Consider the following 14,552-nt stretch of genomic DNA (forward strand, 5'->3'; position numbering starts at 1 on the left):
TCCCTAGGAGGCGTCGAGGACCTCGTCGCGGGTGAAGCCGAGGACCTGCAGGACGGCGTCCAGGTAGGGCTGGTTGAGCGCGGTGTGCGCCTGCTCGCGGACGAAGGGCTTGGCGTTGAAGGCGATGCCCAGGCCCGCGGTGTTGAGCATGTCGAGGTCGTTGGCGCCGTCCCCGACCGCGACGGTCTGGTCCAGCGGGATCCCGTGTTCGGCAGCGAAGCGCGCCAGGGCGCGCGCCTTGCCGGAGCGGTCGACGATCTCCCCCACGAGCCCGCCGGTCAGCTTGCCGTCGACGACCTCGAGGGTGTTGGCGGCGGCGAAGTCCAGCCCGAGGCTCTCGGCCAGCGGATCGGTGATCTGGGTGAACCCACCGCTGACGATCCCGCAGCGGAAGCCGAGCCGCTGCAGCGTGCGGATGAGCGTGCGCGCGCCGGGGGTGAGCACGAGCGCCTCGCGCACCTCGTCGAGGACCTCCACCGGCAGCCCGGCCAGGACGGCGACCCGCTTGCGCAGCGACTCGGCGAAGTCCAGCTCCCCGTTCATGGCGGCGGCGGTGATGCGGGCGACCTCGGCGGCGCGGCCGGCGCGGGCGGCCAGCTCGTCGATGACCTCGCCGCGCACCAGGGTGGAGTCGACGTCCAGCACGATCAGCCGCTTGCTGCGGCGGGCGAGCCCGACCCGCTCGACGGCGATGTCGGTGCCGGTCGTGGCGGCGACCGACGCCAGCTCGGTGCGCAGGGCGGTGGCCTCCGCCCCCGAGACGGTCAGCTCGAAGCTGGTGACCGGGTAGTCGGACAGCCGGCGGATGGCGTCGATGTTGCCGCCGACCGCGGCGATGCCCCGCGCCGCTCCAGCGACCGCCTCGGGCGTGACCGGCCGGCCCAGCAGGATCACGTGGTGCGGGCGGCCGGCCGAGACCGACGCCGGGCCGACCGTGGCCGGGTCGACGTCCACCCGCAGGCCCACGTCGGCCGCGACCGCGGTCGCCAGCCGGCCCAGGTGCTCCAGCAGCGCGTCCTCGTCCGCCGCGGGAGCCCCCTCGGTGGGCAGCACGCCGACGACCACGCCCAGCACCAGCTGGCCGTGCACCACGACCTGCTCGACGTCGAGGACCTCGACCGCGGGCACCGCCCCGGCCAGCGCGGCGAACAGCCGGGCCGTGACGCCGGGACGGTCGGCGCCGCTCACGGTCAGCAGGGCTCGGGCGGCGACGGCCTCGGGGACCTCGGGCATCGGGGGGGTGGGGTCCAGCGGCACCCCGCCATGGTGCCGTACCGGGAGCCGGCGAACGGGAGAGGCCCAGGACCGGTGCGGTCCTGGGCCTCTGCCGTTCAGCTCGGAGAGCCGATCAGGTCGGGTCGGGGTCGTTCGGCCCCTGACGCGTCCCCGTGTCGGCGAGCAGTTCGCTGGCGTACGGCTGGTGCCGCTTGCCGGCGTGGGCCTCGTCCTGCAGGCGCTGGACCAGGTGCGGGTAGTGCGCCTCGAAGGCGGGGCGCTCGGAGCGGATGCGCGGGATCTCGACGAAGTTGTGCCGCGGCGGCGGGGACGAGGTGGCCCACTCCAGGGAGTTGCCGTGGCCCCACGGGTCGTCGCGCAGGGCGAGCTTGCCGTACTTCCACGACCGCACCACGTTGTAGATGCCCGGGATCACCGAGGCGCCCAGCACGAAGCTGAAGATCGTCGAGATCATGTTCAGCGTGGTGAAGGTGTCGGTCGGCAGGTAGTCCACGTAGCGGCGCGGCATGCCCTCGTTGCCCAGCCAGTGCTGCACCAGGAAGGTTCCGTGGAAGCCGATGAAGGTCATCCAGAACTGCAGCTTCCCGAGCCGCTCGTCCATCATCCGGCCGCACATCTTGGGGAACCAGAAGTAGATGCCGGCGTAGGCGGCGAACACCACGGTGCCGAAGACGACGTAGTGGAAGTGGGCGACCACGAAGTAGGAGTCGTGCACGTGGAAGTCCAGCGGCGGGGAGGCCAGCAGCACACCGGTCAGACCACCGAAGAGGAAGGTGACCATGAAGCCGATGGAGAACAGCATGGGCGTCTCGAAGGTCATCTGACCCCGCCACATGGTGCCGATCCAGTTGAAGAACTTCAGCCCGGTCGGGACGGCGATCAGGTAGGTGAGGAACGCGAAGAAGGGCAGCAGCACCGCGCCGGTGGCGAACATGTGGTGCGCCCACACCGCCAGCGAGAGGAAGCCGATGGCCAGGGTCGCGGCGACCATGCCCTTGTAGCCGAACAGCGGCTTGCGGGCGAACACCGGGATGATCTCGGTGACGATGCCGAAGAACGGCAGCGCGATGATGTAGACCTCGGGGTGGCCGAAGAACCAGAACAGGTGCTGCCACAGCATCGCCCCGCCGTTCTCGGCCGAGTAGATCAACGCACCCAGGTTGCGGTCGGCCAGCAGCCCGAACAGCGCCGCGGTCAGGATCGGGAACACCAGCAGCACGAGGATGCTGGTGACCAGCGCGTTCCAGACGAAGATCGGCATCCGGAACATCGTCATGCCCGGCGCGCGCAGGCAGACGATCGTGGTGACGAAGTTGACCGCACCGAGGATCGTGCCCAGGCCGCTGACCGCCAGGCCACCGATCCACAGGTTCGCGCCCACGCCCGGGGAGTGGGTGACGTTCGACAGCGGCGTGTAGGCCGTCCAGCCGAAGTCAGGAGCCCCACCGGGGGTCGCGAAGCTGGACACCACGATCAGCGAGCCGAAGAGGAACAGCCAGAACGACAGCGCGTTCAGCCGCGGGAACGCCACATCGGGCGCACCGATCTGCAGCGGCATGATCAGGTTGCCGAAGGCGAAGAACAGCGGCGTCGCGAACATCAGCAGCATCAGCGTGCCGTGCATCGTGAACAGCTGGTTGTACTGCTCCGGAGACAGGAACTGCAGCTCCGGACGACCCAGCTCAGCCCGGATCAGCATGGCCATCAGGCCACCCAGGATGAAGAAGACGAACGACGTCGTCAGGTACATCAAGCCGATGGTCTTGTGGTCGGTGGTCCGCAGCAGGTTGGACAGCCGCGAGCCCTTCTCGACCACATGAGCCGGGCTCGGCCGACTCACGATGGGCGCCGGTGCAATCGTCACGACCGGCAGCTTAGACGGGCCCTCCGCCGTCCCTGCCGCGGGACGGGGCGGGCGCGCCGCGCGTCGCCCGGAGGGCCCGCGGGACGGGCGGTCCGGGCTCAGTCCGGACGGCGGTAGACCGCGACGTCGACGGCAACGGTCACCTCGACGGGCTCGGGCAGGGCGCGCAGCCGCTCCTCGCGGACGTCGGCGGACAGGTGCCGGGCGTGCGGCCCCATGCCCACCAGCGTGCCGACGGCGGCGCGGTCCAGCCGCAGCACGTCCCGGCGCCCCGTGTGCGCGACCGGCGTCAGGTGCGGCTCCAGGGAGCCGGCGAGCCGGGCCGCCTTGTCGGGGTCCACGCGCAGCAGGCCCAGCGGGGCGACGATCTCGCCGAGGTGGTCGGCGGCCGGCGTGACCACGACCAGCCGGCCCCCGGGGGCCAGCACGCGGGCGATCTCCGGGCCGTTGCGCGGCGCGAAGACGACGAGGACGCGGTCGACCACGCCGTTCCGGACGGGCAGGCGCGCCCACGTGTCGGCGACCACCGCCATGGCCCGTGGGTGCACGCGGGCCGCCCGGCGCGCGGCGTAGGGCGAGGAGTCCAGCACCGCCCCCGTCGCGCCGGGGATGCGGTCGAGGACGGCGGCGAGGTGCTGGCCGGTGCCCCCGCCCAGGTCGAGCAGCCGCTCCGGGACCGCTCCCCCGCCCTCGAGCACGGCGTCGCCGAGGGCGGCGCTGATGCCGGCGTAGTGACCGGCGGCGAGGAAGGCCATCCGGTCGGCCACCATCTCCGCGGAGTCGCCCGACGGCGCCCGGTGGCCGGGCGGCAGCAGCGTCACGTGCCCCTGGCGCGCCCGGTCGAACGCGTGGCCGGCGGGGCAGCGCAGCACGTCCCCGCGCTCCGCGACGGCGAGCGAGGCCACGCAGACGGGGCAGGCCAGCATCGCCACGGCGGCGTCCGGCAGGTCGGGCCGGGCGTTCACGAGCGCGGCGGCACGGCGTGGAGGACGACGTCCCGCAGCCGGCCGGCGTCGGCGACCGCGGTGAGGAAGGTGCCGTGCGGCTGCCGACGGCGGTCGGTGGGCGAGCCCGGGTTGAGCAGTCGCAGCCCGGAGGCCGCGGTGGTGTCCCACGGGATGTGGCTGTGCCCGAAGACGAGGACGTCGACGTCCGGGAAGCGCGCCGCGCAGCGGGCCTCCCGGCCCTTCGCGTCGCCGGTCTCGTGGACGACGGCGAACCGGAGGCCCTCGAGCTCGGCGCGGGCCACCTCCGGCAGCCGCTCGCGGAGCGCACCGTGGTCGTTGTTGCCGTGGACGGCCACCAGCCGGCGCGCGCGCTGCTCCAGGAGGTCCAGGAGCGCCACGTCGACCCAGTCACCCGCGTGGATCACCACATCGGCGGAGGTGATCGCCGTCCAGAGGGAATGCGGCAGGTCACGCGACCGCTTCGGGACGTGCGTGTCCGAGGTGATCACCAGGGAGACCGGCACGGCCCCATGGTCGCAGGCCGCTCCCGTGGCACCTCGGCCGGCGAACTCCGCCCCACCCGCTCGACCGATGAGGACCTCGTGACCCACCCCGAACAACCCGCCTCCGCCGCCGGCGTGCAGGCCCCCGCCGAGGAGCCCTACGAGCGCCGCTGGCTGGCCCTGGGCGTCATCGCCATGACCGTCCTCCTGGTGATCCTCGACGCGACGATCGTCAACATCGCGCTGCCGGCCGTCACCGCCGACCTCGGCATCAGCACGGCGTCCCAGCAGTGGATCGTCACCGCCTACACGCTCACCTTCGGTGGCTTCCTGCTGCTCGGCGGGCGCATCGCCGACTTCTGGGGCCGCAAGCGCACCTACCTGGTCGGCGCCGCCGGCTTCGCCGCCGCGTCCGCGCTGGGCGGCTTCGCCCAGAACGAGGCGATGCTGTTCGGTGCCCGCGCCCTGCAGGGCGTCTTCGGCGCCCTGCTCGCGCCGGCCTCGCTCGCCCTGATCACCGTGCTGTTCACCGAGCCGAAGGAGCGCGCCAAGGCCTTCGGCGTCTACGGCGCCATCGCCGGCGGAGGGGCGGCGATCGGGCTGCTGCTCGGTGGCGTGCTGACCGAGTACGCCGACTGGCGCTGGTGCTTCTGGGTGAACCTGCCCGTCGCGCTGCTGGCGATCGTGCTGGCCATCCCGTTCGTGCCGGAGAGCAAGGCACCCGGCGACACCAGCTACGACATCCCCGGCGCGGTGCTGATCACCCTCGGCCTCGCCTCGATCGTCTACGGCTTCACCCGCGTCTCCGAGGCCTCGCAGACCAACGCCGCCGAGGCCGCGGAGGCCAACGCCCGTGGGGGCGGCGAGATGGTGACGGCGGCCAGCGGCTGGTCCGACGGCCCCGCGTGGTCGTTCATCGTCGCCGGGCTGCTGCTCGTCGTCGCGTTCGTCGTGCTGGAGCTGCGCACCCGCAACCCGCTGCTGCCGATGCGGATCGTCCTGGACCGCAACCGCGGCGGCGCGTTCCTGACCTCGACGCTGGTCGGTGCCGGGCTGATCGGCGCCTTCTTCTTCCTCAGCCTCTACTTCCAGCAGGTCCTGGAGTACGAGCCGGTCGTCGCGGGCCTGGCCTCGCTCCCGGTCAGCCTGGGCGTCTTCATCGCGGCGGGCGCCTCCAGCGCCCTGCTGCCGCGCATCGGCCCCAAGCCGCTGATGGTCGCCGGTGGCCTGCTCGCCGCATCCGGGCTGTTCACGTTGTCGTTCGTCGGCCTGGACACCGGCTTCTGGACGCTGCCGTTCCCGGGTCAGGTCCTGCTGGGCCTCGGGCTGGGCTTCACGTTCGTGCCGCTGTCGAACCTGGCGCTGGTCGGCGCCGGCGAGCACGACGCGGGTGCGGCGAGCGCGATGCTCAACGCCACCCAGCAGGTCGGCGCCTCCATCGGCACCGCCGTGCTGGCGTCGCTGTCCGTGGCGGCGATCAGCTCCTACACCGCGGACGCGATCGCCGGGGGTGCGAACCCGCAGGACGCGCGGGTCAGCCTCGCGGCGCAGGTCGAGGGCTACACCACGGCCTTCACGTGGGCCTCGGTGCTGCTCGTGCTGGGTGCCGCCGTCGCGGCGGTGCTCATCCAGGCGACCAAGGAGGACCTGCCCGCCGAGGGCGACGCCGTCGTCCACGTCGGCTGACGAAGGTCCCCGTACGACAGCGGCGCGCGTCCCCACCCGGGGGCGCGCGCCGCTGTCGTCAGCGGGCCTGGTCCGCCATCGCCCGGAGCCGAGCGTTGTAGGCGTTCAGCTCGGCGTCGCCGTCCCGGTCCGCCGCCCGGTCGAGCGCGCGGCCGCGCCGCTCGTCGGAACCCATCCAGGAGACCAGGACGACGATCAGCACGATCACCGTCGGCAGCTCGCCGAAGGACCAGGCGATCCCGCCGGCCACGGTCTGGTCGCCGATCGGGTCGATGCCCCAGGCGGCCGGCGGGTTGGCGAAGCTGTCGACGAGCAGCGAGCTGGCGATCATCACCGCGACGCCGAAGAAGGCGTGGAACGGCACCGGGATCACCAGTTCGAGGATGCGGGTCGGATGGCTGTGCGTGTTCGGCCACGGATCCTGGGCGATGATCGGGCCGAAGAACAGCAGCCCGGTGACGACGAAGTGCGCCAGCATGAACTGGTGCCCGGCCGGGTTGCTCATCAGCGCGTCGAAGATCGGCGTGAAATAGATGCCGTACAGGCTGGCGATGAACAGCGGCACGGTGAAGCCCGGGGCGGCGAGGAACCGCGTGAACCGGCTGTGCAGGAAGTTCAGCAGCAGCGCCCGGGGGGCCGCGGCGGCGCCCTGGCCGCGGGGCAGCGTGCGCAGGGCGAGCGTCACGGGTGCGGCGAGCAGCAGCAGGATCGGCGTGATCATCGCCAGGACCATGTGCTGGACCATGTGCAGGCTGAACAGCACCATGCTGTAGCCGTTCAGCCAGGTCGCCGTCACCGCCACGATCGACAGCGTCCCGGCGATCCACGAGGCGGTCCGCCACCACGGCCAGGTCACCCCGGTCCGGCGCAGCCGGACGACGGCGGCGAGGTAGAGCACCAGCCCGGCGAGGGCCAGGACGGCGAGCACCGACCACGCCTCGAAGTGCGGCAGGAACATCCGGCCCCAGGTGGGCGGCTCGTCCGGCACCCACATGCCCGAGTGCTGCCCGTGCCCGTGCCCGTCCCCGTGGTCCACCGAGACCTCCTGCTGCGCCGTCCGACCTGCCGGGCTCCACTGTCCCACCCGGGCGGGAGGCGGCGGCGGGGCCGTCAGTCGTGGACGGGCGCCTCGTGGCCGGCGTGCGACGGCGACTCGAGCTGGAAGGTGCAGTGCTCCATGTCGAAGTGCGCGCCGAGGCACTCGCAGAGCGCGTCCAGCACGCGGCCGCCGTGCCCGGCGGCGAGCGCCTCGTCGGTGACGACGACGTGCGCCGACAGCACCGGTGAACCGGAGGTGATCGTCCAGGCGTGCAGGTCGTGCACGCCCACGACGCCGTCCACCCCGAGGATGTGCTCCCGCACGTGGGCCAGGTCGACGCCGCGGGGTGCGGCCTCGAGCAGCACGTCCAGCGCCTCGCGCAGCAGGGACCAGGCCCGCGGCAGCACGAGGACGCCGATGGCCAGCGACGCCACGGTGTCGGCGTGCGTCCAGCCGGTGACGGCGATGACGAGCGCGGCGACGATGACCGCCACCGAGCCGAGCGCGTCGGCCAGCACCTCCAGGTAGGCGCCGCGCAGGTTGAGCGACTCGCCGTGGCCCTGGTGCAGGACCGCCAGGGACACCAGGTTGACCGCCAGGCCGACGACACCCACGGCCAGCACCAGCCCCGAGGCGATCTCCGGTGGGTCGCCGATGCGGCGGGCCGCCTCGACCAGCACGTAGGCCGCGACGGCGAGGAGCAGCAGCCCGTTGGCGACGGCGGCGAGGATCTCGGCGCGCTGCCAGCCGAAGGTGCGGCGCCCCCGGGCCGGCCGCTGGGCCAGGCCGACCGCGGTGAGGGCCAACGCGATCCCGACGGCGTCGGTGGCCATGTGACCGGCGTCGGCCAGCAGGGCCAGCGAACCGCTCACGACCGCGCCGACGACCTCGGCCACGAGGACGGTGAGCGTCAACCCCAGCACGACGGCCAGCCGGCCCCGTCGGCTCCCGGCCGCGGTGCCCGCGGTGGAACCGTGGTCGTGCCCCATGGGTCCTCCTCCGCGCCGGCCCCGAAGTGTGCCCGACGCGCGACGCCCCCGGCCGGGACAGGTCCGGCCGGGGGCGTCGAGGTGCGGATGCGTCAGAGCTGGACGCCACGCTCCCGCAGCCACGGGATCGGGTCCACCTTCGTGCCGTCGAGGCCGCCCTTGTGCACCTCGAAGTGCAGGTGCGGCCCCGTCGACTGCCCACGGTTGCCCAGCAGCGCGATGGTGTCGCCGGCCCGGACGAGCTGGCCGGCCTCGACGAGGATCTCGTCCATGTGGCCGTAGACGGTCACGTCGCCGTCGTCGTGCTGGATGTAGACGGCCAGGCCGTAGCCGCTGGCCGGTCCCGCCTCCAGCACGACGCCGTCCATCACCGCGTACTCGGGCGTGCGCATCGGGGCCGCGAGGTCGATCCCGGCGTGCAGCGTGCCCCAGCGGGCACCGAAGCCACTGGTCAGGCGGGCGCCGTTGATCGGGGCCACCACCTTGGGGCGGGCAGCCTCGGCGGCGGCCGCGAACGCGGCGGCCGCCGACGCCATGGCGTGGACGTCGGCCGCGGCCTGCGCGTCGACGGCGGCGGTCGTGGCCGCCTCGCGCTGGTTGCGGCTGACCACGAGCTCCTGCAGCAGCCGGGTGGACTCGTCGCCGGCCGACAGCGTGGCGGTGGCCTCGGCGTCGATGCCGAGCTGCTCCGCGACGCTGACCGAGCCGGTCTCCGCGGTCGCGTCGGCGCGGGCGGAGGGGTCGGTGTCGACCAGGGCGCCCAGGCTCAGCGCACCGACCAGCCCGGCGGCCAGGTAGAAGGCGGGACGGCGGCGCACGGTCGGCATCCGGTGCCGGCCACCTCCCGTGCGGCGGACCGCGGCGAGCGCCGCGGACTCCTCGGGAGCAGCGGGCGCGGTGGTGACGAGCTCACCGGAGCGCGGGAAGGGCGTGGGGCGGGCCGGAGAGGTGGCGGGCGCGGCCGGCTCGACGGGCCGCGTGCGGCGAGCGGCCTTGGCGACCGCACGCGACGCCCTTCCCCGACGCTGCGCCGGAACCTCCGGAGGAACCGTCTCGTCGACCGTCCCGACCGGGCGCCGCGAGGTTCCGCGGACCGGAGCGAGGGTCTCGACCGGGGCCGCCGAAGCGGTGTTCCGGGCGTCGTCGACGCGGCGATCGTGGTGGAGCGAAGTCATGCACCTGGAGCTTCCGTAGGGGGCATTGCCGTGCCCCCGGGGAAGAGGAGCGGGGCCCATGTAAACACGACGTGATCGGTTCGTGATCTGCGTCGCGGGGTATCGACCGTCAGTTCTGTGGTCTCCGCCACTGAAATGCACCGGTGTGATTCGGCGTCGCGTGATTGCTTTGTCACGCTCGGTGAGAGGCGCGCAGGACCTGGTTGAAAGTGGCGCGACCTGGCTCACGGAGGGGCAGAAGACCCTCCCGAAGGCTCCATCAGGGCTCTATAGAGGGAGACGAACCGCATGCGCGCAGTGACCTGGCACGGCCGGGCCGACGTCCGGGTGGACACCGTCCCGGACCCCACCATCCAGGACCCGACGGACGTGATCGTCGAGATCACCTCGAGCGGCATCTGCGGCTCGGACCTGCACCTGATCGAGGTCATGGCCCCGTTCATGACGGTCGGCGACATCATGGGTCACGAGCCGATGGGCATCGTCCGCGAGGTCGGCAAGGAGGTCACCGCCGTCAAGGCGGGTGACCGCGTCGTGGTCCCGTTCAACATCTCGTGCAACACCTGCTGGATGTGCTCCCAGGGCCTCAACTCCCAGTGCGAGACCACCCAGAACCGGGAGCAGGGCTTCGGTGCCTCGCTCTTCGGCTACACCAAGCTCTACGGGCAGGTGCCCGGCGGGCAGGCCGAGTACATGCGGGTGCCGTTCGGCAACACGCTGCCGATCAAGGTGCCCGACGCCCCGCTCGACGACCGGTTCGTCTACCTCTCCGACGTCCTCCCGACCGCGTGGCAGGCGGTGCAGTACGCCGGCATCCCGCAGGGCGGCAGCGTGCTCGTCCTGGGGCTGGGCCCGATCGGCGACATGTGCACCCGGATCGCCAAGCACCTCGGTGCCGGCCAGGTCATCGCCTCCGACGTCGTGCCCGAGCGACTCGCCCGCGCCCGGCGCAACGGCGTCACCGTCATCGACACCACGACCCAGGCCGACGTCGTCGCGCGGGTCCGGGACCTGACCGACGGCCGCGGGCCCGACGCCGTGATCGACGCCGTCGGCATGGAGGCGCACGGCTCCCCGCTGGCCACCTTCGCGCAGAAGGCGACGGCGATCGTCCCGGACGCGATCATGGAGAAGGTCATGCAGGTGGCCGGGATCGACCGGCTGGCCGCGCTGAACACCGCGATCGAGGCGGTCCGCCGCGGCGGCACCATCTCGCTGTCGGGTGTCTACGGCGGCGCGACCGACCCGCTGCCGCTCATGCGGATGTTCGACAAGCAGATCCAGCTGCGCATGGGCCAGGCCAACGTGTGGCGCTGGGTCCCCGACATCCTGCCGCTGCTGCTCGACGGCGACCCGCTGGGCGTGGACGAGTTCGCGACCCACCGGGTACCACTCGAGCAGGCTCCGGAGGCCTACGCGAACTTCCGCGAGAAGAAGGACGGCGCCGTGAAGGTGCTGCTCCAGCCCTGACCCGGCACACCGGGGGGCGGGCGCCGACCCGCCCCCCGGTGTGAGCAGCTCCACCGCCGATCCGGGCATGGCCGACGGCGGTGCGTCGCTGTACCCCCTCGTGCCCCGCGCCCTGCTCGCCCTCGCCATCGGCGCCTTCGGCATCGGCACCACCGAGTTCGTCGTCATGGGCATGCTGCCCGAGATCGCCGACGGCCTCGACGTCTCGGTCTCCGCCGTCGGCCTGCTCATCTCCGCCTACGCGATCGGCGTGGTCGTCGGCGCGCCCACGCTCACGGCAGTGGGCCTGCGCTTCACTCCCCGCCAGACGCTCGTCGCGCTGATGGTCGTCTTCGTGGTCGGGAATCTGCTCGCGGCGCTGGCCCCGACCTACGGCACGCTCGCCGCGGCGCGCGTGCTCACCGCGCTCGCCCACGGTTCCTTCTTCGGCGTCGGCGCGATCGCGGCCCGCCGCCTGGTCGTGCCGCAGCGCGCGACGCAGGCCATCTCGCTCATGGTCACCGGACTCACCCTGGCCAACGTCGTCGGCGTCCCCGCCGGCACGTGGGTCACCCAGCAGACCAGCTGGCGGCTCGTGCTGGCCGGGATCGCCGGCATCGGCGTGCTCACGATCGCCGGGCTGCTCGCCTGGCTGCCCGCCGACGGCGGCGAACCGGCCGACCTGCGCACGGAGCTCTCCGCCTTCCGCAGCCGGCAGGTCTGGCTGGTCCTGGCCCTGACCATGGTCGGGTTCGCGGCCACCTTCGCCGTCTACAGCTACGTGACGCCGATCCTCACCGACCTCGCCGGCCTCTCCTCGGGCAACGTCACGCCGGTGCTCGCGCTCTTCGGCGTCGGGACCACCATCGGCACGCTGCTCGGCGGCCGGCTGGGCGGCCGCTTCGGCTTCGGATTCGTCGCCGTCGGGATGGTCGGCGTGGCCGTCGTGCTCGCGGTGTTCGCCTTCTCGGCCCGCAGCGCGGTCGCCGCCGTCGTCCTGCTGGTGCTGTTCGGCACGCTCGGCTTCGCGATGGGGCCGATCGTGCTCAACGGCGTCATCGAGGCCGCCGACGTCCCCGGCGGCAGCCTCGTCTCGGCCGCCAACCAGGCCGCCTTCAACGTCGCGAACGCCCTCGGGGCGGCGCTGGGCGCGCTGGTCATCTCCCAGGGGTACGGCCTCACCGCCCCCATGTGGGTGGGCGCGGCACTGGCCGTCGGCGGCGCCGGCATCGCGCTGTGGGTCCGGCACGGCGACCGCCGGTCGGCGGCCGCGCCGCTGCCCGCGGACATCCCCGCCGTGCCGGAGCCCGCCGGCGTGCGCTGAGCCGCGCATGACCGGCCGCGTCCGGGTACGGAGGCGGCCATGACGATCGGCACCGCAGAACCGTCCGGCACCTACCTCCTCGGCGGCCGGCCCGTCTTCCGCCTGGGCTACGGCGCGATGCAGCTCGCCGGTCCGCACGTGATGGGCCCGCCGGCCGACCGCGGCGAGGCGGTCGCCGTGCTCCGACGGGCGGTCGAGCTGGGCGTGAACCACATCGACACCAGCGACTACTACGGCCCCCACGTGGTCAACGAGCTCATCCGGGACGCGCTGCACCCCTATCCAGAGGAGCTGGTCATCGTGACCAAGGTGGGCGCGCGGCGGACGCCGGAGGGCGACTGGCCCGAGGCGCTGGGCGCCGACGAGCTGCGCTCGGCGGTCGAGGACAACCTGCGCAACCTCGGCGTCGACGCGCTCGACGTCGTCAACCTGCGGATGCCCGGCTTCGCGGCACCCGAGGAGCGCTCGCTCGCCGAGCCGTTCGAGGCGCTGGCCCAGCTGCAGCAGGAGGGGCTGATCACGCACCTCGGCGTCAGCAACGTGACGACGCAGATGCTGGCCGAGGCCCAGTCGATCGCCCCGGTCGTCTGCGTGCAGAACCACTACAACCTCGTGCACCGAGACGACGACCCGATGATCGACGCCCTCGCCCGGGAGGACATCGCCTACGTGCCGTTCTTCCCGCTCGGCGGGTTCACCCCGCTGCAGTCGGCCGCGCTGGAGACGGTCGCCCGGCGGCTGGAGACGACGCCGATGCAGGTGGCGCTGACCTGGCTGCTGGCCCGCTCCCCCAACCTGCTGCTCATCCCGGGCACCTCGTCGGTCGCGCACCTGGAGGAGAACATGGTCGCCTCAGCCCGCGAGCTCGGCCCCCTGGAACTGCAGGAGCTCGACCGCATCGGCGGCACCGGCGAGCCGGACGTCGACCTGTAGCGCGTCAGCCGCCCACCGGGCCGAGCACCCGGTCCAGGTGGGCGTTGCCGAGCACCCCGCCCGGGTCCAGCCGCGCCCGCAGGGCGGTGAACTCGTCGAACCGCGGATAGCGGGTGCGCAGCGTGGCGGCGTCCAGGCCGTGCAGCTTCCCCCAGTGCGGCCGGCCGCCGACGCTGCCGGCCATCGACTCCAGGGCGGCGAACCACGAGCCGGGGTCGGTGCGGGCCGGCACGTGGACGGCGATGTAGGCGGTGTCCCGGCCGGAGGCGGTGGACAGCGGGATGTCGTCGGCCGCCGCGACCCGCACCTCCACCGGGAAGGACGCCAGGAACTCCCCCGCCCTCGCGATCCGGTGCAGCTCGGTCAGGATCGCCGGTGCCTCCGCCCGGGGCACGGCGTACTCCATCTCCACGAAGCGGACCCGGCGGCGGCTGACGAACACCTGGTGGGAGGCGTCGGTCCAGGTGCGCCTGCCCAGCCCTCCGGCGGTCACGGCCGCGAGCCGCGGGATCAGCTCCGGACGGCGACGGCCCGCAGCGACCATGCCCGCGAAGACGGCGTTGGAGAGCACCTCGTCGTCCCACATCGCACGCCAGCGCGGCAGCGGGGTCAGCCCGTCCGCCAGCGGCAGGCGGGTGTTGCGCTTGGTGAGGCATCGGTCGGTGTGCGGGAACCAGTAGAACTCGACGTGGTCGGTCGAGGTCATGAACTCCTCGAACCCCTCCAGCAGGTCGCCGAGGCGGGCGGGCCCCTCCTCGGCCCGCAGCGCGAAGGCCGGCTCGGCCTGCAGGGTCACCGCGTCGAGGACGCCGAGGGCGCCGAGCCCGATGCGGGCGGCGGCGAAGACGTCGGCGTTCTCGTCGGCCGAGCAGCGCAGCCGCGAGCCGTCGGGCAGCACCAGCGCCAGGCCCCGCAGCTGGGTGGCCAGCCCGCCGAAGCGCGCGCCGGTGCCGTGGGTGCCGGTGGAGAGCGCGCCGGAGACCGTCTGCCGGTCGATGTCACCCAGGTTGGTCAGCGACCAGCCCCGCGCCGCCAGCTCCGCGTTGAGCCGGTGCAGCGGCATGCCCGCCTGCACCGTGACCAGCCCGGTGTCGTCGACGTCGACCATCGCGACGTGCCGGTCCAGCACCAGCTGCACGTCCTCGGGTCGGCCGATGGCGGTGAAGGAGTGCCCCGAGCCGATGGGGCGCACCCGGCGGCCGGCGGCGGCCGCCTGCGCGAGGACGGCCGCGATCTCGTCGGCGCCGGCCGGATGGACCACGTCCACCCCGGTCGAGCGCTGGTTCCCGGCCCAGTTTCGCCATCCGCCCGCGCGCGTCCCGCCCCTGGTGATCATCGGCGAATGGTGGCACCCCGACGGCGCGCCGCGCAGCCATGCGCCGACGATCGACCGGGAAGGCCGCCGAC

Annotated in this window: 12 protein-coding genes; 4 read left to right on the forward strand and 8 right to left on the reverse strand. The window is 73.2% G+C overall.

Features of this window, described 5'->3' with window-relative positions:
* Positions 1-3 precede the first annotated feature (3 nt).
* The 4 genes from serB to CRP29_RS01170 all read right to left on the reverse strand — a co-directional run bounded on the left by serB (position 4) and on the right by CRP29_RS01170 (position 4,571).
* Positions 4-1,257, reverse strand: a complete 1,254-nt coding sequence (serB, locus tag CRP29_RS01155; protein WP_245852248.1) for a phosphoserine phosphatase SerB — start codon at positions 1,255-1,257, stop codon at positions 4-6.
* 91 nt (positions 1,258-1,348) lie between these two features.
* Positions 1,349-3,100: an aa3-type cytochrome oxidase subunit I gene (gene ctaD / locus CRP29_RS01160; protein ID WP_097193242.1), complete on the reverse strand. Its 1,752-nt coding sequence runs from the start codon at positions 3,098-3,100 to the stop codon at positions 1,349-1,351.
* A 98-nt stretch (positions 3,101-3,198) separates the two neighbouring features.
* Complete coding sequence (locus CRP29_RS01165; RefSeq protein WP_176522837.1) at positions 3,199-4,026, reverse strand: putative RNA methyltransferase; 828 nt, start codon at positions 4,024-4,026, stop codon at positions 3,199-3,201.
* A 35-nt stretch (positions 4,027-4,061) separates the two neighbouring features.
* Positions 4,062-4,571: a metallophosphoesterase family protein gene (locus CRP29_RS01170; protein ID WP_097193243.1), complete on the reverse strand. Its 510-nt coding sequence runs from the start codon at positions 4,569-4,571 to the stop codon at positions 4,062-4,064.
* Between the two features lie 78 nt (positions 4,572-4,649).
* Here CRP29_RS01170 and CRP29_RS01175 point away from each other — a divergent pair, with 78 nt between their 5' ends.
* Complete coding sequence (locus CRP29_RS01175; protein ID WP_245852251.1) at positions 4,650-6,236, forward strand: MFS transporter; 1,587 nt, start codon at positions 4,650-4,652, stop codon at positions 6,234-6,236.
* A gap of 58 nt (positions 6,237-6,294) precedes the next feature.
* On the opposite strand, the gene CRP29_RS01180 is transcribed toward CRP29_RS01175, so the two are convergent.
* The 3 genes from CRP29_RS01180 to CRP29_RS01190 form a co-directional block, all read right to left on the reverse strand.
* Positions 6,295-7,272: a cytochrome c oxidase assembly protein gene (locus CRP29_RS01180; protein WP_245852254.1), complete on the reverse strand. Its 978-nt coding sequence runs from the start codon at positions 7,270-7,272 to the stop codon at positions 6,295-6,297.
* Positions 7,273-7,346: 74 nt separating this feature from the next.
* Positions 7,347-8,264: a cation diffusion facilitator family transporter gene (locus CRP29_RS01185; RefSeq protein WP_097193245.1), complete on the reverse strand. Its 918-nt coding sequence runs from the start codon at positions 8,262-8,264 to the stop codon at positions 7,347-7,349.
* 92 nt (positions 8,265-8,356) lie between these two features.
* Positions 8,357-9,439, reverse strand: coding sequence for a M23 family metallopeptidase (locus CRP29_RS01190; RefSeq protein WP_097193246.1), 1,083 nt, complete (start codon positions 9,437-9,439; stop codon positions 8,357-8,359).
* Between the two features lie 288 nt (positions 9,440-9,727).
* On the opposite strand from CRP29_RS01190, the gene CRP29_RS01195 reads away from it, so the two are divergent.
* Genes CRP29_RS01195 through CRP29_RS01205 form a run of 3 tightly spaced genes read left to right on the forward strand, consistent with a single transcriptional unit; the run spans position 9,728 to position 13,145 of the window.
* The gene (locus tag CRP29_RS01195; protein ID WP_097193247.1) at positions 9,728-10,909 is read left to right on the forward strand and encodes an alcohol dehydrogenase catalytic domain-containing protein; all 1,182 of its coding nucleotides are present in this window, start codon (positions 9,728-9,730) and stop codon (positions 10,907-10,909) included.
* A gap of 40 nt (positions 10,910-10,949) precedes the next feature.
* Positions 10,950-12,212, forward strand: coding sequence for an MFS transporter (locus CRP29_RS01200; protein ID WP_245852257.1), 1,263 nt, complete (start codon positions 10,950-10,952; stop codon positions 12,210-12,212).
* Between the two features lie 39 nt (positions 12,213-12,251).
* Positions 12,252-13,145 (forward strand): oxidoreductase, encoded by an 894-nt coding sequence (locus CRP29_RS01205; RefSeq protein ID WP_097193248.1) that lies wholly within the window; start codon positions 12,252-12,254, stop codon positions 13,143-13,145.
* 4 nt (positions 13,146-13,149) lie between these two features.
* On the opposite strand, the gene CRP29_RS01210 is transcribed toward CRP29_RS01205, so the two are convergent.
* A complete protein-coding gene (locus CRP29_RS01210) occupies positions 13,150-14,481 on the reverse strand; it encodes a D-arabinono-1,4-lactone oxidase (protein WP_097194017.1) in 1,332 nt (443 codons plus the stop codon).
* Between the last annotated feature and the right edge of the window lie 71 nt (positions 14,482-14,552).

Origin of the sequence: Blastococcus aggregatus (assembly GCF_900221005.1) — a bacterium.
GTDB lineage: Bacteria > Actinomycetota > Actinomycetes > Mycobacteriales > Geodermatophilaceae > Blastococcus > Blastococcus aggregatus.